Here is a 21,202-nt window from a genome sequence, read left to right as displayed (position 1 = left end):
AACATGCGCGAGGTACTCGAGCAGTGGCGGCCCGTCGTCGATGACGCCATCGCCGACCTGCTTCCCCGCGAGATCGACGACGCCTACCTCGCCGACTTCTTCGGTGAGCCCTCGTACGCCTACGACCCGGTCTCGGTCCAGCACGCGCTCTCGGACCCCATCTGGGAACTGCTCGACCGCGGCGGCAAGCGGTGGCGCGCCATCGTCTGTCTCCTCCTTATCGAGGGGTTCGGCGAGGACCCCCACGAGTACCTCCCCTACGCCTGCATCCCCGAGATCCTCCACAACGGCACCATCATCGTCGACGACGTGGAAGACGGCGCGACGATGCGTCGCGGCGACCCTGCCTTGCACCACGACCACGGCGTCGACGTGGCGCTCAACGCGGGCAACGCGATGTACTTCCTGCCGCTGAAGGTCATCACCCGCAACCCCGGCGACCTCGACGCGGAGACCCGTCTGGCGGCCTACGAGATGCTGATGCACGAACTGAATCGCACGCATCTCGGGCAGGGAATGGACATCTACTGGCACAACGAGCCCGAGATTCGCGTCGACGAGACGCGCTACCTCGAGATGTGTGCCTGCAAGACCGGCTGTCTCGGGCGCATCGTCGCGCGGCTCGCAGCCATCATCACCGACAGCCGGAGCGAGGAGCGCGCGGTCGCCGACTACGCCGAACACATGTCCATCGCGTTCCAGATCGCCGACGACATCCTCGACGTCGAGCACGCGGCCGACCACGGCGGCGCGTTCGGCAAGGGGATGGGCAACGACATCCGGGAGGGGAAGAAGACGCTCATGGCCATCCACGCCGCCGACCACGCGCCCGCCGAGGACGTCGCCCGCCTGGAAGCCATCCTCTGGAGCGACGAGAACACGGACGAGGAGGTGCTGGAAGCCATCGACATCATGCGCGAAGCTGGCTCCGTCGCGTACGCCCGCGAGACGGCACTCGAACTGGCGGCGACCGCCCGCGATCACCTCGACACGGCCGACATCCACGCGGAGAACGCCGAGCAACTGGCCGAGTTCACGCGGTACGTCGTGGACCGGAACGTCTAGTTCTCCTGGGTCCGCGACCGCCATCGCTTATATCCGCGGCTCCCGGAACGCGAACATGGACATAGCGGACCTCGAGTTCGATTACGACCTCCTCGTAGAGCTGACAGAGACGAGCGGTGTCCCGGGCTACGAGGACCGCATCCGGGATATCGTCCGCCGGGAACTCGAACCGGAGGTCGACTCGCTACACACCGACGGAATGGGGAACGTCGTCGGCACCATCGGGGGCGAGACGGACTACTCGGTCATCGTCGCTGCGCACATGGACGAGATCGGATTCATGGTCAGACACGTCACCGACGAGGGGTTTCTGCAACTCGACGCGCTCGGCGGCTGGGACCCACGCATCCTGAAAGCCCAGCGAGTCACCGTCCACACCGAGGATGGGGACCTGCCGGGCGTCATCGGGAGCCCCCCACCCCACACGATGGATGAGGAGGACCTGGAGAAGAAAGCCGAGGTCGAGGACGTCCACGTCGACCTCGGGCTCGACGCCGAGACCGTCGCCGAGCAGGTGTCGGTCGGCGACCTCGTGACGACGCGCCAGCGGACCGAACTGCTGGGCGAGCACATCAACGGGAAGTCGATAGACAACCGCGTGTCGGTGTTCGCACTCGTCGAGGCTGCACGAGCCATCACCGACCCCGAGGTGACCATCCACTTCGCCGCCACGGTGCAGGAGGAGGTCGGGCTCCGAGGGGCGAAGGCGCTGGGTGTCGACGTCGACGCCGACCTCGCGCTCGGAATCGACACGACCGTCGCCAACGACGTGCCTGGGTTCAAAGCCGGCGAGTACGTCACGACGCTCGGCGAGGGCGCCGGCATCAAACTGAAGGACTCCTCAGCCATCACGAACCCGAAGGTGACCCGCCGGCTCCGGCGGGTCGCCGACGAGCGCGACATCACCCACCAGCCCGAGATTCTTCCCTCTGGAGGGACCGACACCGCCGGCATCCAGTTTGCGGGCGGCGCGAAGCCCGCCGGGGCCATCTCCTTCCCGACGCGGTATCTCCACACGCCGACCGAGAGCGTCCACCACGCCGACGTGCAGGCGTGTCTCGACCTCCTGGTGGCGTTCCTCGAAACCGAGACCGGCACGTTCGACTACTCGCTGTAGCGCGGCCGGCAAAGCGGAACCTTCAGGGGCGGGTGCTCCCAACACCGAATCATGAGTGCGGACGACACATCGTCGGTCAGTCGGCGTGGCTTCCTTCGGGCGGCCACCGGCACGGCGGCCGCGACGGCCGCGGCCGGGACCGCCGCGGGCCAGGAGGGTAACGAGACGGACTCCGGCGGCTCGTCGGGCGGCCCCACCGAAGAAGTCGCTGTCGGCCCCGGTGGCAACCTCACCTTCGAGCCTGCGGACCTGGAGATCGCTCCCGGAACGACGGTCAACTTCGTCTGGGAGTCCGACTTCCACAACATCGTCGTCGACTCGCAGCCCGAGGGTGCCAACTGGGAAGGCACCGAGGGCGGTGCCGACACGACGTACGATACGGGCCACGAGCACAGTCACACGTTCGAGACCGAAGGCGAGTACGCCTACTTCTGCCAGCCGCACGTCGGCGCCGGGATGGAGGCCACCATCACGGTCAGCGCCGACGCGGGCGGCGGTGGGGGTGGTGGTGGCGGACCGCCGGCCATCCCGGACAGCGCCAAGACGCTCGGTATCGCGTCGTTCATCGGGATGATCTCGACGCTCGGGCTGGCGTACTTCCTGATGCGCTACGGCGGCGACTACGAACAGCAGTAACGGTCAGAACGCTTCTATCTCCAGTTCGACCGCGCGGCTCTCTCCTTCGAGGTCGCGCACGATTCGCCGAACGACTCGTTCGGCCTCCTCGTGGACCTTGGGTTCGAGTTTCTCGAACAGCCAGTCCCACGACACCAGCCGCGGCAGGTCGATGGCCCCCTTGTTCGCCGACTCCGGGTGGTACTCGACGCGCATCGTCACCCGCGTCGCCACGTCGCGGCCCTCCGGCGGATCGACGGACTCGACGAGCCAGTAGCCGGTCGCGTCCAAGTCCTTCGTCAGCCGCCAGTCGATGCGCTCGGGCGGGTCGACGGCCGTCACCTCCGAGCGTGCGGTGTAGCTGAGCTTCCACCACGTGAAGTGGAGCGCGTACTCGGTGCCCGGCGAGCCATCACCGAAGACGTCCACGTCCTCGAGGTGCTTCGAGTACTTGGCGTAGTTCGGGAAGCTCAGGAGGAACTCGTACACCTCCTCGCGCGGTAGATAGACGACGGTGGTGACCTCGACTGCGTCCACGGCTTCGAATAGGGTGGTCGCTTCCTAAGGGTTCCGCCGCTAGGGAACTGTTGACGGTGTGATTACGACGGCTGGAACACCATTTCGAAAGTCCTCGGGAACAGTGGGTTCACGGGAGCGAATCGTACCCTTGGTAAGCCCCCGTGCGGGAGTTCGCGTATGGACACGGATGTCGCCATCGTCGGCGGGGGTGTCGCGGGACTCACCGCCGCGACGTTCACCGCCCGCGCCGGCCTCGACACGCTCGTCATCGACCACGGGGAGTCCATCCTCGCGCGCAACGCGCACCTCGAGAACGTGCCGGGGTTCCCGCTGGGCATCAACGCCCGGACGTTCCTCTCCCTGCTTCGAGAACAGGCCGCCGAGAACGGCGTGGAGTTCCACGAAGCACGAGTGACGCGCGTCAGCGAGACGGACGATGGGCTCCGCCTGCGCGCAGAGGTGTCCGACGGCGAGACGGACATCACCACCAGCTACGCCCTCGCCACCTCGTGGTCCGACAGCGGCTACCTCGACGAACTGGCGGACGTCGGGCTGACGAAGCGCGGGTCGAAGGTGTACGTCGACGTCGACGACTTCGGCCGGACGGGCGTCGACGGACTGTACGCGGCGGGGCGAATCGCGGAGAAGCCCCACCAGACCGTCGTCGCAGCGGGTCACGGCGCGGAGGTCGCACTCACGCTCATCGACGACAGCGACGTCCCCTTCTACCACGACTGGGTCGCCCCCGAGGGCTACTTCACGGGTCGCGGCCGGGAGGTGCCGCCGGGCTGTGAGGAGATCAGCGACGAGGAGCGTCGCGAGCGGGAACAGGCGTCGCTCGACCGGCTGCAAGAAGCGTTCGCCGAGCCGCAGTCGGAGCCACCGACGATGCACCCCTCTGTCGCCGACGACACCGACGACGCCGAAGACTGATTATCGGGGCCGCCGACCCCTCGGGTATGTTGGACGGCGTGAACGTCGTGTTGGGCGTCTCGGGGAGCATCGCGGCGGTGAAGACCGTCGAACTCGCACACGAACTCCGACGACAGGGCGCCGAGGTCCGGGCGGTGATGACCGACAGCGCCCGGGGCATCATTCACCCCTGGGCCCTGGAGTTCGCGACCGAGAACCCGGTCGTCACCGAGATCACCGGCAAGGTCGAGCACGTCGAACTGTTCGGCGAGGACGGCTGGGCCGACGTGTTCCTGCTCGCACCCGCCACCGCGAACACCTGTGGGAAGATCGCCAACGCCATCGACGACACGACCGTCACGACCTGTGCGACCGTCGCGCTCGGGCAGGGCGTCCCCATCGTGGTCGCCCCGGCGATGCACGAGCCGATGTACGACCACCCGGGCGTCCTCGAGTCGCTCGACAAACTCGAGTCGTGGGGCGTCTCGTTCGTCGAGCCACGCGTCGAGGAGGGGAAAGCGAAGATCGCGACCGAGGAGGCCATCGTGCTGGCGACGGCCCGTGCCGTCGGCCCCTCGCCGCTCGCCGGGACCACGGTCGTCGTCACCTCCGGGGCCACCTCGGAGCCCATCGACCCCGTCCGGACCATCACCAACCGCGCGTCGGGGCGGACGGGTCGGGCCGTGGCTGCCGGCTGCTACGTCCGAGGCGCCGACGTCGTCCTCGTTCACGACGGCCCCGACGTGCCGTACGCCCGCGTGGAATCCGTCGAGTCGGCCGCCGAGATGCTCGACGCGGTGCTCGACCACGCCGCTGCCGCCGACGCGCTCGTCTCGGCGGCGGCCATCTCCGACTACACCGTGGCGACGAACGACGAGAAGATCCGCTCCGGGCAGGAACTCACGCTCGACCTCGACCCGACGCCGAAGCTCATCGACACTGTTCGCGAGCAGTACCCCGACCTCGCCATCGTCGGGTTCAAACTGGAGACCGCGGGCGACGACGATGCGCTCGTCGAGAAAGCCACCGAACAGCTCGACCGTGCGGGGCTGGCGTTCGTCGTCGCCAACCGCGCGGAGGTCCTGGGCGAAGACGAAACGCGCGTCCTGTTCGTCCGCGACGGCGAGGTGACTGAGTACCGTGGCGACAAACAGGGGCTCGGGCTCCGGCTCGCCGACGAGCTCGTGGGAGTACTCGGCGACTGAGTCGTGCAATACGCCTATGGGGGTTGCTTGCGTATCCGAGTGACGTGAAACGGGCAACGACGGACGGGGTCGGCGTCGACGAACATCTCGAGCGCCGTGCGCTCGGTGCGGCCGTCCGGCAGGGGGTGCGTCGCACGGACGCACTCGTCCTCCTCACTGTGCCACTCGTCCTCCTCGCGGTGTTCGCGCTCCCCGCGTCGACCAGACAGGGACTCGCACTCGCGTACGACGCACCCACGGTGCTCAGCGCGTACACCAGTCACTTCGTCCACCTCTCCGCCGGCCATCTCCGGGTGAACCTGATGGGCTACCTGCTCGTGGTTCCGACGGCGTACGTCCTCTCGGTCGCGGCCGGTCGCCGACGCCAGTTCTTCGTCGTGTTCACGGCGTTCGTGGTCGCGTTTCCGCTCGCGCTCTCCGCGCTCAACCTGGTGTTCGCCCGGCCGCGGCTCGGCGTCGGCTTCTCCGGCATCCTGCTCGCGTTCGTCGGCTACCTCCCGGTCGCCATCCTCGGGATGGCGGGCCAGCAACTCCACGCCCCGGTCGACCGGGTCCGCTCGCAGTGGCTGTTCTTCTTCGGCCTCGCGCTCATCGCGCTCGTCTCCGGGCCGCGCCTCTACGGGACGGCTATCGCCGCCGCCGCGCTACTCGCTGGCGTGCTGTTCCTCCTTCCCGTCGTCGAGGACTGGGGAGACGCCCACCACGGGCGCATCCGTCGCGCGGTGGGCAGTGCCGGCACCGTCGAACTCCTGCTCGTGGGCGCGCTCGTGTTTGTCGGCTACCTCTTCGTCGCGTTCCCGACGGAAGTGTCGGCCGACGGCACCGTCGTCAACATCTACTCGCACGTCCTTGGCTACGCGCTCGGGTACGTGGCGACGTATCTGGCCGTGCTGTCGGGCGGGCTGAACGTGGACTGACGCGGGTCAGGTGACCCGCCGTGCGACCGTAACTGCCAGTACCGCCAGCACGAACAGGATGAGCAGCCACAGCAGGCTCGTGTTGCCGCCGGCCAACTCGACCGGAATGGGCTCTGTGGTCGTCTCCACAGCACCGTCGGCGCCGTTCCCGTTGCCGTCTGCGACGGGTATCGGTGACGGGGTGACGGTGTCAACGGGCGTCGGGGTTGGGGTCGGCGTCGGTGTCACCACACCTGTCGAGCCAGGGGACTGTGGTGTCGGGGTCTGGTCGTCGGTCTGGCTGGTCCCGGCGGCCGGCTGACTGCCGCTTCCGCCGGTCGACCCGACGCCGGAGCTGCTGCCACCGCCGCTACTGCTTCCGCCATTCCCGCCTCCGCCGCCGCTCCCGCCACTTCCGCCTCCACCGCTTCCGCCGCTACCGGTACTCCCGGTCGGCCCGGCTTCGGGAGTCGGCGTGGGTGTCGGAGACGATGTGGGCGTCGGCGATGGTGTCTGTTCGGGCGTCGGTGCCGGTGTCTCGGTGGGTGCCGGTGTCTCGGTGGGTGCCGGTGTCTCGGTGGGTGCCGGTGTCTCGGTGGGTGCCGGTGTCTCGGTGGGTGCCGGTGTCTCGGTGGGTGCCGGTGTCTCGGTGGGTGCCGGTGTCTCAGTGGGCGTCGATGTCGGCGTCTCCGTCGGTGTCGGCTCAGGTGTGACGCAGTTGGGTGCCGTCGCGCTGTCGTTCGGTCCGGTGCTGTCGCTTGGGTTGTCCACGTCACCCGGCGCACACTCGTTTCCGTGGCCCTTGTCGCCGTCTGTCGGTGGTGTCGGCGTGGGTGTGGCCTCGGGCGTCGGCGTTGCCGTCGGTGTTTCCGGCGGTGTCGATTCCGGTCTCGGTGTCGACGTGGGTGTAACCTCGGGCGTCCCAGTCGGGGTGTCGTCCGGTGTCTCCGTGGCGACTGGCGTTCCGTCAGGTGTCACTGCAGGGGTCGCCGTGGGCGTGGCCTCCGGCTCCGATGGCGGCTGCGGGGTCGCTGTGGCTGTGGGTGGGTCGGCGGTCGGCGTCGGTGCATCGGCACCGACGTCGGTCGAGTCCGTACAGTGGGCGTTCGTCGCTCGATGGGTCGCGCCGTCGCTGCTCCCCGGGTTTTCGTCGTCAACCGCGGGGCAGTCGTTACCGTGCCCCCGGTCGGTGTCGTCGCTGTCGGCGAGCACCGGCGCCCCGAACGCACCGAGGACGACGACAGCCGAGACGAGGATGGCGAGTAATCGGACGTGTCTGGATGGTGTCTGCATCTGCGGTCCCTTCCCCGCCGCTGGACCGCGATGCGCTCTAGCGACAGAGTAGATGGCAGGTAGAAGCTGTTCGCCGGAATAAACAGGCAGTATTGTTCGCTTTATCCTTCAGTTCGTGGAATAAGCTGTAGCTACTGTACTGTGACCGTACCTGTTTCGCCACTGTAATGTCGTGGCACGGCACTCCAGGCCGACAACCGATACACCGGGGCACGACACCAGCGGTAAAACCCCCCGTTTATGGATGTGTAGGATCGTCCTACCAGCCGCTCACGACTGGTCCGTGGGGTCGTCGACCTCGTCGCTCTCGCCGCCAGGCCAGCGCGCGTCGAGCGCGAAGTCGACCCCCATCCGCTGGGCCGACCGGGAGATCATGTGCGCGCCGGTCGGCGCCGTGAGGAACAGGAACACGATGCCGACGAGCGAGACCAGTCCGGCGCCAGTGGGGCCGAAGTGGACGAAGCCGGCGAGGAAGATGCCCGCCGCGCCGAGCGTGGTGGCCTTCGAGGTGGCGTGCATCCGGTTGTAAACGTCCGGGAGGCGAAGCAGGCCGACGGTCCCCACGAGGAGGAAGAACGTCCCGACGGCGATGAACAGGATGGTGAGGTATGCGCGAATCATTCGATGATGTCCCCCTCCGTGACGTACCGCGCCACGGCGATGGTACTGATGAAGCCGATGATGGTGAGCACGAGCGCCACGTCGACGAACAGCCCACGGTCCTGACTGATGGCGTAGAGGACGGCGATGGCGACGACGTTCGTGCCGATGGTGTCGAGCGCGACGACCCGGTCGGGGGTCGTCGGCCCCCGCATCACCCGATAGCCTGCGCCGAGCGCCAGCAACACGGCGACGACGATCCCGACGAGAACGGCCCCCTCGAGCAGTGGGCTCACCGCCGCGGTCTCGGCCACGCTACTCACGGACACCACCTCGCGTTCGGCCGCTGCGCGCGGGCGGCGCCGGGTCCGACGGGTCGGCGTCCTCGTCGAAGATGTACAGCGCGTAGTCCTCCCACGTGCGGATGGGGTCGACGACGCTGTCGACGTCGCCGGCGATGGCGTGGACGTACAGCGTGTTCGTCTCGCTGTCGTGGTCCATCGTCAGCGTTCCGGGGGTCAGGGTGATGGAGTTGGCGATGGTCGTGACGGCGGCGTCCGACTCGACTCTGAGGGGAACGGCGATGATGTCCGGGTCGATGGGCATCGACGGCCGGAGCACCCGGTAGGCGACGTCGACGTTCGCCGTCAGCAGCTCGTACATGAACACCGCGACGTAGCGGACGGCCCACGGCGCCGCCTGTACCGTGCGCCCCATCGTGAACTCCGGCTGGTAGAACTGCCGGAGGACGTACGCGACGGGCATCCCGACGGCCAGGCCGATGAGGAACTCGCCGGCGACCGCGTCGAGGTGGACGCCGCGGACGAACAGCCACAGCACCGCGAGGACGAGCCCGACGATCGGCCACTTGCGCGTCATCGGTTCACCCCCAGGACCGCGTCCACGTACCCGCTTCGGTTCACCGCGGCCTCCGCGCCCCGGGTGGCGGCCTCGAACACCGGGTCGAAGCCGATGCCGACCGCCACCACCACGACGGCGAGCACGACCACGACCGCCACGAGCGCGGGCCGGCGGTCGTACTCGACTGGCGGCCCCCAGAACGCCCGGTTCCACGCCCGCGAGAAGTACGCGATGGTGAGGATCGCGCCGACGAGCGCGGCCCCGAGAACCAGGTTCGAGCCCGCCCGGACCCCGACGTCGAACACGAGGAATTTCCCGAAGAACCCCGACAGCGGTGGGATGCCGATGAGTGAGAGCGCGCCGACGAAGAACGCCCCCGCGAGGACGGGGTCGCGCTCGGAGAGGCCACCGAGGTCGGCGAAGCGGCCCGAACCGACGCCGCGGAACGTCGCGCCCGACCCGAGGAACAGGAGTCCCTTCGCGAGCGCGTGGTTCAGCGAGTAGACGAGCGCGGCGGTGATACCAAGGACGCGAACGTCGGGGACGGTCGCGGCGACCGCGAGCGGGAGGACGATGAACCCGACCTGTCCGATGGAGGAGTACGCGAGCAGGCCGTCGACGTCCGGCTGATTGACGGCGCTGATGCCCCCGAGCAGGATGCTCGCGACGGCCATCAGGAACATGACGGGGCCGAAGAACGCGAGGAACGACGAGCCCTCCACGAACGGCAGGGAGACGGGAAGGGTGGCCGCAGCGAACACGGTGAAGTAGAGCCGCACCATCGCGTAGATGCCGACCTTCTTCACGACGCCCGCCAGTACCGCGGTGACGGGTGCGGGAGCGGCCCGATAGGCCGCCGGCACCCAGAACTGGAACGGGGCGACGCCGGCTTTGAGCGCGAACACGGCGAACAGGACGGCCGAGAGCCCCAGCACGGCGGGCACGGACTCGGTGATACCGTACTCGGCGGGCGCGGCGAGCCGACGGGCGATGTCCGCCATGTTCAGCGTGCCCGTCACCGAGTAGATGCCCCCGATGGCGAGCAGCATCACCGCACTCCCGACGAGATTCAGGACGGCGTACTGGAGAGCCGCTTTGGTGTGTTCCGCACCGGAGTAGAACACGACGAGCACGTACGAGCTCATCAGCATCACCTCGAACCAGACGAACAGGTTGAACAGGTCGCCGGTGAGGAACGACCCCGTGACGCCCACGAGCATGAAGTGGAACAGCGCGTGGTACGAGAGCCGCTGGTCGTCGGTGTCGAGATACCACACGGAGAACACGAGGGCGGCGAGCGAGACGACGGCTGCCAGCCCGAGCATGAACACGGCGAGCGCGTCCGCGACGAGCACGATGCCGAACGGCGCGTCCCAGTTCGACAGCTGGTAGACGAGCGGGCCCCCCGCGGTGACGCGCTCGAACAGGACCGCGACGCCGCCGAGGTATGCGAGCCCGCCGAGCACGCTGACTGCGCGCTGGAGCCGGCCGTACGGGCGCACCAGCAGCGTCACGACGGCCGTGGCGAGCGCTGCGAGCAGCGGGGCGATGACGACGTGTTCAGGCGCCATCGCCATCACCTCCCTCGGTCGCCCCGACGGGGTCGTACTCCCCGAGCTCTTCGAGGTCGATGGTGCCGTGCTCCTCGTACACGCGGTAGGTGAGCACGAGCGCGAACGCGGTCGTCCCGAAGCCGATGACGATGGCCGTCAGGACGAGCGCCTGCACGAGCGGGTCCGTGATCGCCCCCGTCTCGCCGTGGGCACCGTGGGCGATGACGGGCACCGCGCCGGCGAGCCCACCCATCGTGACGAGGTAGACGTTCGTCGCCTGCGACATGATGGTGACGCCCCAGACCACGCGAACGAGGTCACGCCGGAGGACGAGGAACGTCCCGAACGCGAACAGAAGCCCGAGCACGACCGCGAGGACGAACTGGGTCATTCGCGTCCCACCACCGCGACGATGGTCATGAGCCCCCCGACGACCACGAAGTAGACGCCGAGGTCGAACGCGAACGCGCTCGCCACCTCGAACTCCTCGTAGACCGGGACGCCCTTCAGGAACACCACGGCTTGCGTGAGGAACGGGTAGCCGAGCAGCATGGCGACGATTCCCGACACGACGGCGAGCGCGAGCCCGACGGCGAACAGCCGGGCGTACCAACGCGGGAGCCCTGCGAGCACGCCCGGGCCAGCCCCGTCGACGCCGAGCAGGTCGCGCTGGATGAACTCGATGCCGTAGATGATGTAGGTGAGTGCGACGGCCGTACAGGTCAGCACGCCCGCGATGAATCCGCCGCCGGGGAGGTTGTGGCCCTGGAACAGCAGCGCGATCGCGACCACGATGATGAGCGGGACGACCGTCCGCGTGACCGTCTTCGCGATGACCGTCGTCTCGCGCTCCTGGGTCACGCGTGGTCACCTCCGTTGCCGTCGCCACGCTCGCCGCGGCCACGCATCCCGATGAGCGTCAGCACGGAGAGCGCGGCCATCGCGACGACCGAGATCTCGCCCAGGGTGTCGAACGCCCGGAAGTCGACGAGGATGACGTTCACGATGTTGCCACCGCCGCCGGCGTCGAGAATCCACATCCCGTGTTCTTCGGGGACGGGCGCGGTCTCGACGAAGAACTGTGCGATGCCGTCGTCAGGCTTCGCGGCGGTCGCCAGCAGGACGGTGAAGAACACGGTCACGCCGACGGTCCCCGACAGCAGCACGTCGGCGACGACCTCGCGGTTCCTCAGTTCGCCGTACCACGAGGGGATGCGGTCGAGAACGAGCAGGAAGATGATGAGCACGAGCGTCTCGATGACGAGCTGCGTGAGCGCGAGGTCCGGGGCATCGGCGAGCACGAAGAACAGCGCGACCATGAATCCGAGGATGGAGAGCGTCAGCACGCCGGCGACGTGGGAGTTGGCGGCGAGGACGGCGACTGCCCCCAGCACGGCCACCAGCAGGACCAGTGCGATGGGGAGCGTCGCGCCGAAGCCGGTGAAGCCGGGGAGGGCTGCGTCTGCCGCGACGTAGCCACCAAGTGCGAGCGCGCTCACTGCCGCCAGCACGGTGTAGGCGTACCGGCGGAGGACGCCGTTGTGGACGACTCCGGCGACGGTCGGCGACAGCCGGTTCGCGGCCGCGAGCCCGGAGTCGTAGTACCAGTTCGGACTCGTCACCGGAACCGCACGCAGCCGACGGACGCCACGGTGGAGCCGGTCGTAGAACGGATAGGCCACGGCGCCGACGACGATGGTGATGGCGCTCATCACGACGTACGGCGTGAGTTCGGTCGGGAACTTGTAGCTGAACCCGTGGAACTCACCGACGGCGCTGGAGGCCGTGACGGCGGCGACGAACTCCTCGACCGGCGTCAGGTGGAATCCCAGTGTGCCGGTCACGCCGCCGAGGCCGACGACGAGCGCGATGCCGGCGAGCAGGAGCGGTGGCGCGAGCATCGCCCACGGCGGGCGGTGCGCGTGGAGCTCCTCGGGTTTCTCACCGAAGAACAGCATCAGGAAGCGAATCGAGTAGAGGAACGTGAACACGCTGCCGAACACCGCGATGACGGGGTAGAGCCAGAACAGTCCACCTTCGAGGGCGGCGATCTCGTACGTGGCCTCGAACAGCAACTCCTTCGAGTAGAAGCCGTTGAACGGCGGGACCCCGGCCATCCCGAGCGCTGCGACGGCGGTGATGCCCGCGGTAATCGGGAGCTCCTTCCGCAGCCCGGCGAGGTCGGGGATGTAGCGCGTGCCGGCCTCGTGGGCGATTATTCCTGCAACCATGAACAGCGTCGCCTTGAACAGCGCGTGGTTGAGGATGTGGAACGCGCCGGTCTCGGCGCCGTAGATGGTCGCGAGCCCGTAGCCGGCGATGATGAGCCCGAGGTGCGAGGCCGTCGAGTACGCGAGCAGTTCCTTGATGTCGGTCGCACCGACGGCCAGAATCGCGGTGATGGCCATCGAGACGAGCCCGAGCGTGGCGATGACGAGCATCCAGTCGGGCGTCGCCGACTCGGGGAGGAACAGCGGTCGGAACCGCCCCACCAGATAGACGCCCGCCTTCACCATCGTGGCGCTGTGGAGGAACGCCGACACCGGTGTGGGGGCTTCCATCGCGTTCGGCAGCCAGATGTGGAACGGTACCTGAGCCGACTTCGTGACCGCCCCGATGGCGACGAGCACGATGGCGGGGAGCAGCAGTCCCTGTGATTCGAGCGCCGCCCGGACGGCCTCGGCGTTCGCGATGAGCGAGTCGGGCGTCCCGACGAGCGTGAGCGTCCGGGTCAGCTCACTCGACTGGCCGGCGACGAACGCGATCAGGAGGAAGCCGACGAGCATGAACAGCCCGCCGGAGACCGTGATGAGCATGGACTTCCGGGCGGCGTACCGCCCCGAATCGGTCCGCTGGTAGTGGCCGATGAGGAGGAAGGAGGTGACGGAGGTGAGTTCCCAGAACACGAACAGGGCGACGAGGTCGGCGGCGAGCGCGACGCCGAGCATCGACCCCATGAACGCGAGCAGCGTGGCGTAGTATTTGAGCTGGCCCGACTCGCCGTGCATGTAGCCGCCGGAGTAGACGAAGATGAGGATCCCGATGCCGGAGGCGAGGAAGCTGATGAGGAGCGCGAGGCCGTCGAGATAGAACGAAAGCGACACCCCGAGTGCGGGAATCCACTCGAAGCCGACGCCGCTCGTTGCGGGGTCGGCGTGGAGCGCGACGCCGTACTGACCGGCGATGAGCGCGAACGAGGCTGCGGCGATGGCCGCGGCGTAGTACGCCGTCCGCTCGCCGAGCAGCCGGTGGACGAGCGGGGTCGCCGCCGCTCCGAGGAACGGGAGCGCGAGCGCGGCGACTAACGCGTCGGGGCTCGGTTGCACACGCGGAACGGTGCCCGCGCCGGACTTAATGCTTCTCAAAGCGGGCGACTACGGGCCGATTGCCGCTATCTCCGGTGGCGCCGTCCGCCGACGCCCCCGGGTGACGCCGTCACTGCCCGTGGTCCCACACGGCGACGGCGGTGGTCTTCTCTCCACCGGGGTCGCGCCAGACGATGACGACGGTGTCGTCAGCTTCGACCCAGACGCGGAGCGTGTCGCCCACCTCGTAGAACTCCTCGCCGTCGAGTTCGTCCGTCGACGCGAACGCCCCGTCGTCGAGGTTGGCTGCGCCGACGACTTCGAACCGCTGAGGTGAGACCTCCTCGCCCTGTTCGAGCGTGAACGTCAGAAGTCCGGCGTACGTGCCATTGGTGTTATTTCGGCCCCACGAGTCCTCGGCGGTGTCGGGCGCACTCGTGGAGTAGTTGAACGCGATGTCCATGTTCGGCCCCGGGTCGTTCGCGACGCCGAACAGGCCGAACGCCTGGATGCTGACGAGCGACGCGAGGATTATCGCGACGGCGATCATCATGAGGATACCGACGACCGGCGTCACCCCCCGGGCGTCGGTCTTCAATCGTTCAAGCATCGACGGCCGGCCTCCACGCGTGGACTGCCCCCCACATTACTACCAGAAGCTACTGTTCACTAACCATAAATACACGTGCTTGTCCCGCTCCGTCGAGACGATACCGGGTCTCTCCCACCCCGGTCGTCTGTCGTACGTACCGATTCCGGACTCAGGCGCCTTCCCAGACTGCGACGGCGGTGGACTTCGTGCCCTCGCGCGAGTCCCAGACGATGCGGACCGTGTCGTCCTCGTGGACCCAGACGGTCAGCTCGTCGCCCGCGTCGAAGTGGGTCCCGACTCCACTGGGCTGCGAGAACGCGAGTTCCGTTCCGTCGACCCCGACCAGCGTCAGGCGGCCGACGGGGATGGCTTCACCCCCCTCGTGCGAGATGGTCAACTGGCCGTCGTAGGTGCCGCCGGTGTTGTCTCGGCCCCACGCGTCGCCCTCCGTCCCAGTCACGGACGCGTCGTAGTCGAACTGGATAACCGCCGATGGCCCTGCCTCCGCGGAGTGCCGCCCCAGTGCGAGTGCCTCGGTACTCACGAGCGCCGCGAGGATCACGGCAATCGCCACCATCAGCACGATGCCGATGACCGGCGTCGCGCCTCTCTCGTCGCCGTCGAACAGCTGTTTGAGTTGCATAATTGTGTTCCGTCCGCAGGGGCCCCGTGGTCGCCCACTCCCCTCGAACCAGCTATGCATTACACTTGCATTACGATAGCTAAGCACTCTCTTCCACTCCCGACAGATGGGTATCAGGTGGGCGGCTCAGATACGGGCGATCCAGGCACCGAACCGATAGACACCCCCATCGTTAACGGGCCGTTAGTGCCGCTCGACCGCGCATCAGCGGGACGAAAGCCGGGGCGTGGTACCGACGCGCACACCCCTATCGTCAGTTTTTACCTCGCCCCCACCGCACCGGCGACATGGACCAACTCGCGCAGTCGTTGCGGGACGCACCCATCATCGAGAAAGACGGCTACCACTACTTCGTCCACCCCATCAGCGACGGGGTCCCGATGCTCGAACCCTCGCTCCTCCGCGAGATCGTCATCAAGATCATCCGCAAGGCGAACCTCGAGGACGTCGACAAGATCGTCACGCCCGCCGCCATGGGCATCCACCTCTCCACGGCGGTGTCGCTCATGACGGACATCCCGCTCGTCGTCGTCCGCAAGCGCGAGTACGGGCTCCCGGGCGAGGTCGCGCTCTCGCAGGTCACCGGCTACTCCGAGTCCGAGATGTACATCAACGACGTGGAGGCGGGCGACCGCGTGCTCGTGCTCGACGACGTGCTCTCGACGGGCGGCACGCTCAGCGCCATCGTCAACGCGCTCGACGACGTCGGTGCGGACATCGTCGACGTGGTCGCGGTCATCAAGAAGTCAGGCGGCGTCAACAAGATGGAGGAGACGAACTACGACGCGAAGACGCTCATCAACGTCGACGTCGTCGACGGCGAAGTCGTCATCACAGACGCGCACGGCGACGGCTGACGCCACCACCGGCAAGGGCGCCGGCTTCCCTGCTCCTTTCTTGTGTCACTCGACTAGGGCCGCCGCATGACTGACGCGTTGTTCGTCGTTAGCGAAGAGGGATACTGGGGCGAGGAGTGTATCGAGCCGCTGACCATGCTCGACGACGCCGGCGTCGAGATAACCGTCGCGACCCCCTCCGGTGGGAAACCGGTCCTCGACGAGCGGTCCGCTGACCCCGAGGAGGTCGGCGAGGAGACGGCCGAACACGTCCGCGAGGTCCACGAGACCGACCCGCGGCTGAACGACCCGGTCCCGACCGCCGCCGTGTCGGCAGCCGACTACGACGCGGTCGTCTTCCCCGGCGGTCACGGCACCGAGTGGGACGTCAACCAGGACAGCCACGCCCGGGCGCTGCTCCGCGACGCCGTGGAGGCCGACGACTCGACGGCACTGGTCGTCTGCCACGCCGTTGGCATCCTCGCGTTCACCCGCGACTCCGACGGCGGGTTCCTCGTCGCGGGCCGCGACGTGACCGGCTTCCCGAACGCGTGGGAGGAGGGCATCGTCGACGAGTACGACCGGATGCCCGACGGCCGAAAGCTCCCGTACTGGGTCGAAGACGAGGTGAAAGCCGCGGGCGGTGACTGGGACGCGGAACTCGATGCCGACACGTCGGTCACGGTCGACGGTGACCTCGTGACCGCCCGCGGCCCACCGTCGTCGGCCGCGGCGGCGCGGACGCTGCTGGCAGAACTCGGGATCGAACAGGTCGACGCGTAGCGGAGTCTGCAGCGAGATTTTTCAGGTGAGAGAGTTGCGCCACGGTGCTGGCAGCGCCGGAACCAGGTCACGGCTGGTGTCGTCACCACGGTCGCTCACGGCGTTCGCTCCCTGATTCAAATCTCCAGCCACTATTCCTTCACTCACGGTTGCCGCGAGGAAGGGCCTCGCGGCGTAGTTCGCTCGAGAAGTAGCGAGTGGTAGATTTGAACTACCGATCTCCGGGTTATGAGCCCGGCGGAATCTCCTGGCTATCCCAACTCGCTACCTCTTCGTATTCGGGTGGGATGAATAAGAGTTGTGATTGCCACGCCGCCTGTGGAATTCTACCGTGCGTGGACCCGCCAGGTGACGAGGCTCTCGGCGACGTAGTTGAGGGTCATCCCGACGCCGATACCGATGACGTTGGCGATGGTCGGCCAGAGGTTCGCGCCGGCGACCACGAGTCGGATGTCGGTCCACGAGGTGAGCACGAACAGCGTGGCGAACGCGACGGAGAGCCCCCCGAGCCGCACGACGTGTGACTTCAGATAGCGCCGGCCCACCGCCAACACACCGCTCCGGCCCTCGTCGGCGAACGTCCAGCGGTCGTTCAACAGGAACATCAGCGTGATGGAGGCCTCCGCGCCGACGGCCTTCGCCGCCAGCGGCGCGACGGTCAACAGCCCGGTGAGCACGAACACGATGGCCGTTTCGAGCGACGCGCCGGCGACCCCGACCGAGACGAACTGACCGATACGGTCCACGTGCGCTAGCGCCCGCACCCGAGACCGGACCTTGTCGACGACGCTCACGGCTGTTCCTCGCGGTCGACGAGCGCCACGGGCTGCTCGCGGGTCGTTGCGAGCGCGTCGTGGAAGCGGCTGTCCTGCAGGCGTTTCGCGCGGTGGCGGGCGACGAACAGCGCCCGGCCCATGTCGAGGGCGGTCGAGACGGGCGAGACGGTCGACCCCGGCTGGTCCTCCCACTCGATGGGAACTTCGGCGACGCGATACCCGAGCGCCGCGGCCATCGCCACCAGCTCCACGTCCCACGCGAAGCCGGGTTCGTAGAGGTGCTGGCGGACGCCCTCCCACGTGTCGCGAGTGAGCGCCTTCGCCCCGCACTGGTAGTCGTAGAGGTGCGCGTCGAGCAGGCGGCGGGCGACCCAGGCGAACCCGTCGCCGAGGAACCGCCGGGCGACGGTCTGGTGGCTCGTCACGCGTGCGTCGGGGTGGCGGCGCGAGCCGACGGCGAGGTCCGCGCCGTCGAGCGCGTCGACGATTCGAGCCGCGGACTCGACGGGGGTGGAACCGTCGGCGTCCAGGAAGCACAGCACGTCGGTGTCGAGCGCCTCGAAGCCGGCGGTGATGGCCGCGCCCTTCCCCCGTCGATACGGAACGGTTCCGAGGTCGGCGTCGAGGTCCGCGAGCGCGTCGACGGACGCGCGGGTCGGCGCGTCGAGTTCGATGCGGACGACGTCGGGGTCCAGCCGCTCGTGAATCGCCGTCACGTACTCGCGGAGGCGAGCCACGTCCGGGCGGAAGGCGGGGACCACCACGCCGAGCGACCGGTGCATATCCCCACGTCCGCCCGCCGAGCCAAAAGCCGTTCGACTCCGCCTGTCCCCCGCACAGCCCCCACACGACTCCAAAAGAGGTATGCCCGACGGACACTCCCTACCGGTGATGGAGTACGGGTTCGTCCTCGTCTGGCTCGCCGCCTATCTGGTCCTCGGGCTGGCTGCGCTCCCGGTCGCCGCGACGCTGTTCGAACCGTTCCACGACCGCGGCGCCGCGTTCGCCGTTCCGCTGTCGCTCGCGACGCTCGGCATCGTGGGCTACCTCGTCGGCCACCTCGCGTTCGGCTTCGTCGCGCTCCTTGCAGGGGTCGCCGTTCTCGTCGCACTCTCGCTCGTGACCGGCCGCCGGGTCGACCTCGATGTCCGCGACTACGCCGAGGTCGCGGTCGTGTTCATCCTCGCGTTCCTGTTCGTCGTCGGCCTTCGGGCGGTCGACCCCGCGGTGACCCCCCTCGGCGGCGAGAAGTTCCTCGACTACGGCCTCCTCAAGTCGCTGCTCCGTGCCCCGGCGCTCCCCCCCGAAGACATGTGGTTCGCGGGCGAGCCGGTGAAGTACTACTACGGTGGCCACGTCATCGCGGCGCTGTTGGCCCAGCTGACGTTCACCCCGGCGCGATACGCCTACAATCTCGCGCTCGCGGGCTTCTACGCGACGCTCGTCACGGGGGCGTACGGCCTCGCCGGCGCTATCGCCGCCGACCACGGGGGCCCCCGGCGACTCGCCGCGGGGCTCGGCGCGTTCTTCGTCGGGTTCGCGAGCAACCTCTATCTCGTCGGGCAGGTCGTCCTCTGGCTGCTCCCGAACGGCCTCGCCCGTGCTTTGGTGGGTGGGTCTGCCGCCACCACACAGGGTCTGCAGTGGACCCCGGAGTCGTTCTCCTACTGGTCGTCGAGCCGCGTGATTCCGGGGACCATCAACGAGTTCCCGCTGTTCTCGTGGCTCAACGGCGACCTCCACGCCCACATGACCTCGACGGGCTTTCTCCTGCTCGTGGCGGCGCTCTGTTACGCCTACTGGCGAACTCCGGAGGAGGAGGTGAACCGCCGCCGGCTGCTCGTCGCCGCGGTCACGCCGGTCGCTGGGCTCGTCGCCGTCGTCAACACCTGGTCGCTCCCGGCGTCGGCGCTCGGCCTCCCGTTCCTCACACTCGCGCTCGCGCCTGCGAGCCCACGGACGTTGCTCCCCGACGCCGTCGCGACCCGGCTCCCAGCGGGCGAACCGCTCACCGTCCGCGGCGAACTCTCGCGTGACGTCCTCGCGCTGGCGCTCGCGGTGGGCACGCTCGCCGTCGCGGGACTGTGGGTCCTGCCGTTCTGGCTGGGCACCGCCTCGACGCGCTCGATCGCGTTCTTCCCCGACCGGGCCGACCTCGGCAGCCTCCTCGTCGTCCACGGTGCGTTCCTGCTCGCGTTCGGTCCCTACCTCGCGCGCCGCGCCGGGAGCGGACTCGAGCGTCCCTGGCTCGTGGCGGTGGCGGTCCTCGCGTTCGCGCTCGCCGCCGTCCTCGCGAACGCCGCCGCAGTCGCGCTGTTCCTCCCGCTCATCGTGGGCGGCTGGCTGCTGTTGCGGGCTCGTCGGGACGTCGGCTTCGAGACGCTCCTGATGCTCGCGGGCGCGGGCATCGCGCTCATCGTGGAGTTCGCGTACGTGCTCGAACCGCAGTACGGCGCCGGCAACCGGCTCAACACCGTCTTCAAGACGTACATGCAGGTGTGGGTGCTGTGGGCGCCCGCCGCAGGGGTCGCGCTGGCGCGTCTCGCCGACGCCGGCCGCTCGTCGCTCTCGACGCCGAACGCCGCGACGTGGCGGGGACTCGGCCGTGTGCTCGCGGCGCTGCTCGTGTTCTCGACGGCGCTGTACGCGGGCTTCGCTGTCCCACAGCACGTCAACCGGGGGTCCCCCACGTCGAACGCGGTGGGGCCGACCCTCGACGCGACGGCGTTCCTCGAAGTCAGCCATCCGGGTGAGGCCGAGGCCATCCGGCGCATCGACCGCATGGAGGGCCGCCCCCACATCGTCACCGCCGCGCCCGCCGGCTACTACTGGCGGCCGAGCGAGGGGAAGGGGGCGAGCGCCCCCGCCAGCCTGACCGGGATGCCGACCGTCGCCGGCTGGTTCCACGAGGCGCAGTACCGGACCCCCGAGGCGTACCAGCAGCGCGTCGTCGACACCCGGACCATCTACACCGCCGCCGATCCCGCCGCCCAGCGCGCACTCCTGGCCGAGTACGACGTCGAGTACGTCTACGTCGGGCCCGCCGAGCGCCAGCGGTACGGCACCATCACGATACAGCGCGTCGACGGCGTCAGCGTCGAGGGCCAGTACGGCGACGTGGTGCTGCTCGAAGTCGACCAGTCGGCGCTGTAGTCAGTCGGCCGGCTCGACCCGATGGTCGAAGCCGTCGACCACCTCGACGATGCGCTCGGCGAGGTCGTCGAGCGTCCCGGCGTCTCCCTTCACGAAGAAGTCGGCTGCGCCGTGGTCGCGGACGGTCTCCTCAGCCTCTGCCCGCCCCGTGAAGACGATGACCGGCAGGTCCGGGAACGACTCGCGCATGATCTCGAGGAACTCGACGCCGCCGGGCGATGCCAGCGAATAGTCGCAGACGACGACGTCGAACGCCTCCGGCGCCGCCTGGAGCCGGTCGAGCGCGTCTCCCCCCGTCGTCACGCTCGTCAGCCGTATCTCGACGTCGCGGCGATCGAGATACGCTACGAGGAGCTGCAGTATCGCTGAATCGTCGTCGACGTGCAGAACGCCGAGCTCGGTCCTCCCCACCATAGCCCCGGTTGGACGTACCAGGCTAAAACTGTCGCGGGCGTTCTCTCCGCGTGAAATTCCCCGG

The 21,202-nt window shown here is 68.4% G+C and carries 23 protein-coding genes and 1 tRNA gene; 9 read left to right on the top strand and 15 right to left on the bottom strand.

Features of this window, described 5'->3' with window-relative positions; translation table 11 throughout:
• Positions 1 to 3: 3 nt before the first annotated feature.
• The 3 genes from NL126_RS20655 to NL126_RS20645 are packed head-to-tail and all read left to right on the top strand — an operon-like array spanning position 4 to position 2,818.
• Positions 4 to 1,065 (top strand): polyprenyl synthetase family protein, encoded by a 1,062-nt coding sequence (locus NL126_RS20655; protein ID WP_255196770.1) that lies wholly within the window; start codon positions 4 to 6, stop codon positions 1,063 to 1,065.
• A gap of 55 nt (positions 1,066 to 1,120) precedes the next feature.
• Positions 1,121 to 2,182 carry a M42 family metallopeptidase gene (locus tag NL126_RS20650; protein WP_255196769.1) on the top strand — a complete coding sequence of 354 codons (1,062 nt, stop codon included), beginning with the start codon at positions 1,121 to 1,123 and terminating at the stop codon, positions 2,180 to 2,182.
• 51 nt (positions 2,183 to 2,233) lie between these two features.
• Entirely contained in the window at positions 2,234 to 2,818 is a 585-nt protein-coding gene (locus tag NL126_RS20645; protein ID WP_255196768.1) for a plastocyanin/azurin family copper-binding protein, read from the top strand.
• A gap of 3 nt (positions 2,819 to 2,821) precedes the next feature.
• Here NL126_RS20645 and NL126_RS20640 read toward each other — a convergent pair whose 3' ends face one another.
• Positions 2,822 to 3,334: an SRPBCC family protein gene (locus NL126_RS20640; RefSeq protein ID WP_255196767.1), complete on the bottom strand. Its 513-nt coding sequence runs from the start codon at positions 3,332 to 3,334 to the stop codon at positions 2,822 to 2,824.
• A gap of 159 nt (positions 3,335 to 3,493) precedes the next feature.
• On the opposite strand from NL126_RS20640, the gene NL126_RS20635 reads away from it, so the two are divergent.
• The 3 genes from NL126_RS20635 to NL126_RS20625 are packed head-to-tail and all read left to right on the top strand — an operon-like array spanning position 3,494 to position 6,350.
• Positions 3,494 to 4,249 carry an FAD-dependent oxidoreductase gene (locus tag NL126_RS20635; RefSeq protein ID WP_255196766.1) on the top strand — a complete coding sequence of 252 codons (756 nt, stop codon included), beginning with the start codon at positions 3,494 to 3,496 and terminating at the stop codon, positions 4,247 to 4,249.
• Between the two features lie 26 nt (positions 4,250 to 4,275).
• The gene (gene coaBC, locus NL126_RS20630) at positions 4,276 to 5,433 is read left to right on the top strand and encodes a bifunctional phosphopantothenoylcysteine decarboxylase/phosphopantothenate--cysteine ligase CoaBC (RefSeq protein ID WP_255196765.1); all 1,158 of its coding nucleotides are present in this window, start codon (positions 4,276 to 4,278) and stop codon (positions 5,431 to 5,433) included.
• A 44-nt stretch (positions 5,434 to 5,477) separates the two neighbouring features.
• Positions 5,478 to 6,350, top strand: a complete 873-nt coding sequence (locus tag NL126_RS20625; protein WP_255196764.1) for a hypothetical protein — start codon at positions 5,478 to 5,480, stop codon at positions 6,348 to 6,350.
• Between the two features lie 6 nt (positions 6,351 to 6,356).
• On the opposite strand, the gene NL126_RS20620 is transcribed toward NL126_RS20625, so the two are convergent.
• The 10 genes from NL126_RS20620 to NL126_RS20575 form a co-directional block, all read right to left on the bottom strand.
• Positions 6,357 to 7,622, bottom strand: coding sequence for a hypothetical protein (locus NL126_RS20620; protein ID WP_255198903.1), 1,266 nt, complete (start codon positions 7,620 to 7,622; stop codon positions 6,357 to 6,359).
• 270 nt (positions 7,623 to 7,892) lie between these two features.
• Entirely contained in the window at positions 7,893 to 8,243 is a 351-nt protein-coding gene (gene mnhG, locus NL126_RS20615) for a monovalent cation/H(+) antiporter subunit G (RefSeq protein ID WP_255196763.1), read from the bottom strand.
• The gene (locus tag NL126_RS20610) at positions 8,240 to 8,509 is read right to left on the bottom strand and encodes an MrpF/PhaF family protein (RefSeq protein ID WP_434084174.1); all 270 of its coding nucleotides are present in this window, start codon (positions 8,507 to 8,509) and stop codon (positions 8,240 to 8,242) included. The genes mnhG and NL126_RS20610 overlap by 4 nt, the downstream gene beginning before the upstream one ends.
• Before the next feature lie 28 nt (positions 8,510 to 8,537).
• Complete coding sequence (locus NL126_RS20605; protein WP_255196762.1) at positions 8,538 to 9,101, bottom strand: Na+/H+ antiporter subunit E; 564 nt, start codon at positions 9,099 to 9,101, stop codon at positions 8,538 to 8,540.
• On the bottom strand, positions 9,098 to 10,654 hold the full coding sequence (locus tag NL126_RS20600) for a complex I subunit 5 family protein (protein ID WP_255196761.1): 1,557 nt from the start codon (positions 10,652 to 10,654) through the stop codon (positions 9,098 to 9,100). Before NL126_RS20600 ends, NL126_RS20605 begins: the two co-directional genes overlap by 4 nt.
• Positions 10,644 to 11,027 carry a sodium:proton antiporter gene (locus tag NL126_RS20595; protein WP_255196760.1) on the bottom strand — a complete coding sequence of 128 codons (384 nt, stop codon included), beginning with the start codon at positions 11,025 to 11,027 and terminating at the stop codon, positions 10,644 to 10,646. Before NL126_RS20595 ends, NL126_RS20600 begins: the two co-directional genes overlap by 11 nt.
• Positions 11,024 to 11,497 carry an MnhB domain-containing protein gene (locus tag NL126_RS20590; protein ID WP_255196759.1) on the bottom strand — a complete coding sequence of 158 codons (474 nt, stop codon included), beginning with the start codon at positions 11,495 to 11,497 and terminating at the stop codon, positions 11,024 to 11,026. Before NL126_RS20590 ends, NL126_RS20595 begins: the two co-directional genes overlap by 4 nt.
• Positions 11,494 to 13,962: a hydrogen gas-evolving membrane-bound hydrogenase subunit E gene (gene mbhE, locus NL126_RS20585; RefSeq protein WP_255196758.1), complete on the bottom strand. Its 2,469-nt coding sequence runs from the start codon at positions 13,960 to 13,962 to the stop codon at positions 11,494 to 11,496. The genes NL126_RS20590 and mbhE overlap by 4 nt, the downstream gene beginning before the upstream one ends.
• 109 nt (positions 13,963 to 14,071) lie before the next feature.
• Positions 14,072 to 14,551: a type IV pilin domain-containing protein gene (locus NL126_RS20580; protein WP_255196757.1), complete on the bottom strand. Its 480-nt coding sequence runs from the start codon at positions 14,549 to 14,551 to the stop codon at positions 14,072 to 14,074.
• 151 nt (positions 14,552 to 14,702) lie between these two features.
• Positions 14,703 to 15,176 carry a type IV pilin domain-containing protein gene (locus NL126_RS20575; protein WP_255196756.1) on the bottom strand — a complete coding sequence of 158 codons (474 nt, stop codon included), beginning with the start codon at positions 15,174 to 15,176 and terminating at the stop codon, positions 14,703 to 14,705.
• Between the two features lie 287 nt (positions 15,177 to 15,463).
• Here NL126_RS20575 and hpt point away from each other — a divergent pair, with 287 nt between their 5' ends.
• Together hpt and NL126_RS20565 are read left to right on the top strand one after the other, a co-directional pair.
• Entirely contained in the window at positions 15,464 to 16,033 is a 570-nt protein-coding gene (hpt, locus tag NL126_RS20570) for a hypoxanthine/guanine phosphoribosyltransferase (protein ID WP_255196755.1), read from the top strand.
• 66 nt (positions 16,034 to 16,099) lie between these two features.
• Positions 16,100 to 16,795 carry a type 1 glutamine amidotransferase domain-containing protein gene (locus NL126_RS20565; RefSeq protein ID WP_255196754.1) on the top strand — a complete coding sequence of 232 codons (696 nt, stop codon included), beginning with the start codon at positions 16,100 to 16,102 and terminating at the stop codon, positions 16,793 to 16,795.
• Between the two features lie 191 nt (positions 16,796 to 16,986).
• On the opposite strand, the gene NL126_RS20560 is transcribed toward NL126_RS20565, so the two are convergent.
• From NL126_RS20560 to NL126_RS20550, 3 genes are all read right to left on the bottom strand, one after another.
• Positions 16,987 to 17,061 (bottom strand) — tRNA-Met (locus NL126_RS20560).
• Between the two features lie 60 nt (positions 17,062 to 17,121).
• A complete protein-coding gene (locus tag NL126_RS20555) occupies positions 17,122 to 17,589 on the bottom strand; it encodes a GtrA family protein (RefSeq protein WP_255196753.1) in 468 nt (155 codons plus the stop codon).
• A complete protein-coding gene (locus tag NL126_RS20550; protein ID WP_255196752.1) occupies positions 17,586 to 18,353 on the bottom strand; it encodes a glycosyltransferase in 768 nt (255 codons plus the stop codon). Before NL126_RS20550 ends, NL126_RS20555 begins: the two co-directional genes overlap by 4 nt.
• A gap of 109 nt (positions 18,354 to 18,462) precedes the next feature.
• Here NL126_RS20550 and NL126_RS20545 point away from each other — a divergent pair, with 109 nt between their 5' ends.
• On the top strand, positions 18,463 to 20,724 hold the full coding sequence (locus NL126_RS20545) for a DUF2298 domain-containing protein (RefSeq protein WP_255198880.1): 2,262 nt from the start codon (positions 18,463 to 18,465) through the stop codon (positions 20,722 to 20,724).
• On the opposite strand, the gene NL126_RS20540 is transcribed toward NL126_RS20545, so the two are convergent.
• Positions 20,725 to 21,138: a response regulator gene (locus NL126_RS20540; RefSeq protein ID WP_255196751.1), complete on the bottom strand. Its 414-nt coding sequence runs from the start codon at positions 21,136 to 21,138 to the stop codon at positions 20,725 to 20,727.
• Between the last annotated feature and the right edge of the window lie 64 nt (positions 21,139 to 21,202).

It is taken from the genome of Halorarius litoreus, from assembly GCF_024362405.1.
Taxonomy (GTDB): Archaea; Halobacteriota; Halobacteria; order Halobacteriales; family Haloarculaceae; genus Halorarius; species Halorarius litoreus.
The sequence above is the reverse complement of the archived record's forward strand: the minus strand, read 5'-3'. Positions and strand labels throughout refer to the sequence as shown.

What these genes read in the sequence shown, in the direction of transcription:
- NL126_RS20655 (WP_255196770.1), top strand. Translation starts at nt 4, where the DNA reads ATGCGCGAGGTACTCGAGCAGTGGCGGCCCGTCGTCGATGACGCCATC.
- NL126_RS20575 (WP_255196756.1), bottom strand. Translation starts at nt 15,176, where the DNA reads ATGCAACTCAAACAGCTGTTCGACGGCGACGAGAGAGGCGCGACGCCG.
- NL126_RS20600 (WP_255196761.1), bottom strand. Translation starts at nt 10,654, where the DNA reads ATGGCGCCTGAACACGTCGTCATCGCCCCGCTGCTCGCAGCGCTCGCC.
- NL126_RS20540 (WP_255196751.1), bottom strand. Translation starts at nt 21,138, where the DNA reads ATGGTGGGGAGGACCGAGCTCGGCGTTCTGCACGTCGACGACGATTCA.
- NL126_RS20635 (WP_255196766.1), top strand. Translation starts at nt 3,494, where the DNA reads ATGGACACGGATGTCGCCATCGTCGGCGGGGGTGTCGCGGGACTCACC.
- NL126_RS20595 (WP_255196760.1), bottom strand. Translation starts at nt 11,027, where the DNA reads ATGACCCAGTTCGTCCTCGCGGTCGTGCTCGGGCTTCTGTTCGCGTTC.
- NL126_RS20650 (WP_255196769.1), top strand. Translation starts at nt 1,121, where the DNA reads ATGGACATAGCGGACCTCGAGTTCGATTACGACCTCCTCGTAGAGCTG.
- NL126_RS20565 (WP_255196754.1), top strand. Translation starts at nt 16,100, where the DNA reads ATGACTGACGCGTTGTTCGTCGTTAGCGAAGAGGGATACTGGGGCGAG.
- mnhG (WP_255196763.1), bottom strand. Translation starts at nt 8,243, where the DNA reads ATGATTCGCGCATACCTCACCATCCTGTTCATCGCCGTCGGGACGTTC.
- NL126_RS20580 (WP_255196757.1), bottom strand. Translation starts at nt 14,551, where the DNA reads ATGCTTGAACGATTGAAGACCGACGCCCGGGGGGTGACGCCGGTCGTC.
- NL126_RS20550 (WP_255196752.1), bottom strand. Translation starts at nt 18,353, where the DNA reads ATGCACCGGTCGCTCGGCGTGGTGGTCCCCGCCTTCCGCCCGGACGTG.
- NL126_RS20620 (WP_255198903.1), bottom strand. Translation starts at nt 7,622, where the DNA reads ATGCAGACACCATCCAGACACGTCCGATTACTCGCCATCCTCGTCTCG.
- NL126_RS20605 (WP_255196762.1), bottom strand. Translation starts at nt 9,101, where the DNA reads ATGACGCGCAAGTGGCCGATCGTCGGGCTCGTCCTCGCGGTGCTGTGG.
- coaBC (WP_255196765.1), top strand. Translation starts at nt 4,276, where the DNA reads ATGTTGGACGGCGTGAACGTCGTGTTGGGCGTCTCGGGGAGCATCGCG.
- hpt (WP_255196755.1), top strand. Translation starts at nt 15,464, where the DNA reads ATGGACCAACTCGCGCAGTCGTTGCGGGACGCACCCATCATCGAGAAA.
- NL126_RS20545 (WP_255198880.1), top strand. Translation starts at nt 18,463, where the DNA reads ATGGAGTACGGGTTCGTCCTCGTCTGGCTCGCCGCCTATCTGGTCCTC.
- NL126_RS20645 (WP_255196768.1), top strand. Translation starts at nt 2,234, where the DNA reads ATGAGTGCGGACGACACATCGTCGGTCAGTCGGCGTGGCTTCCTTCGG.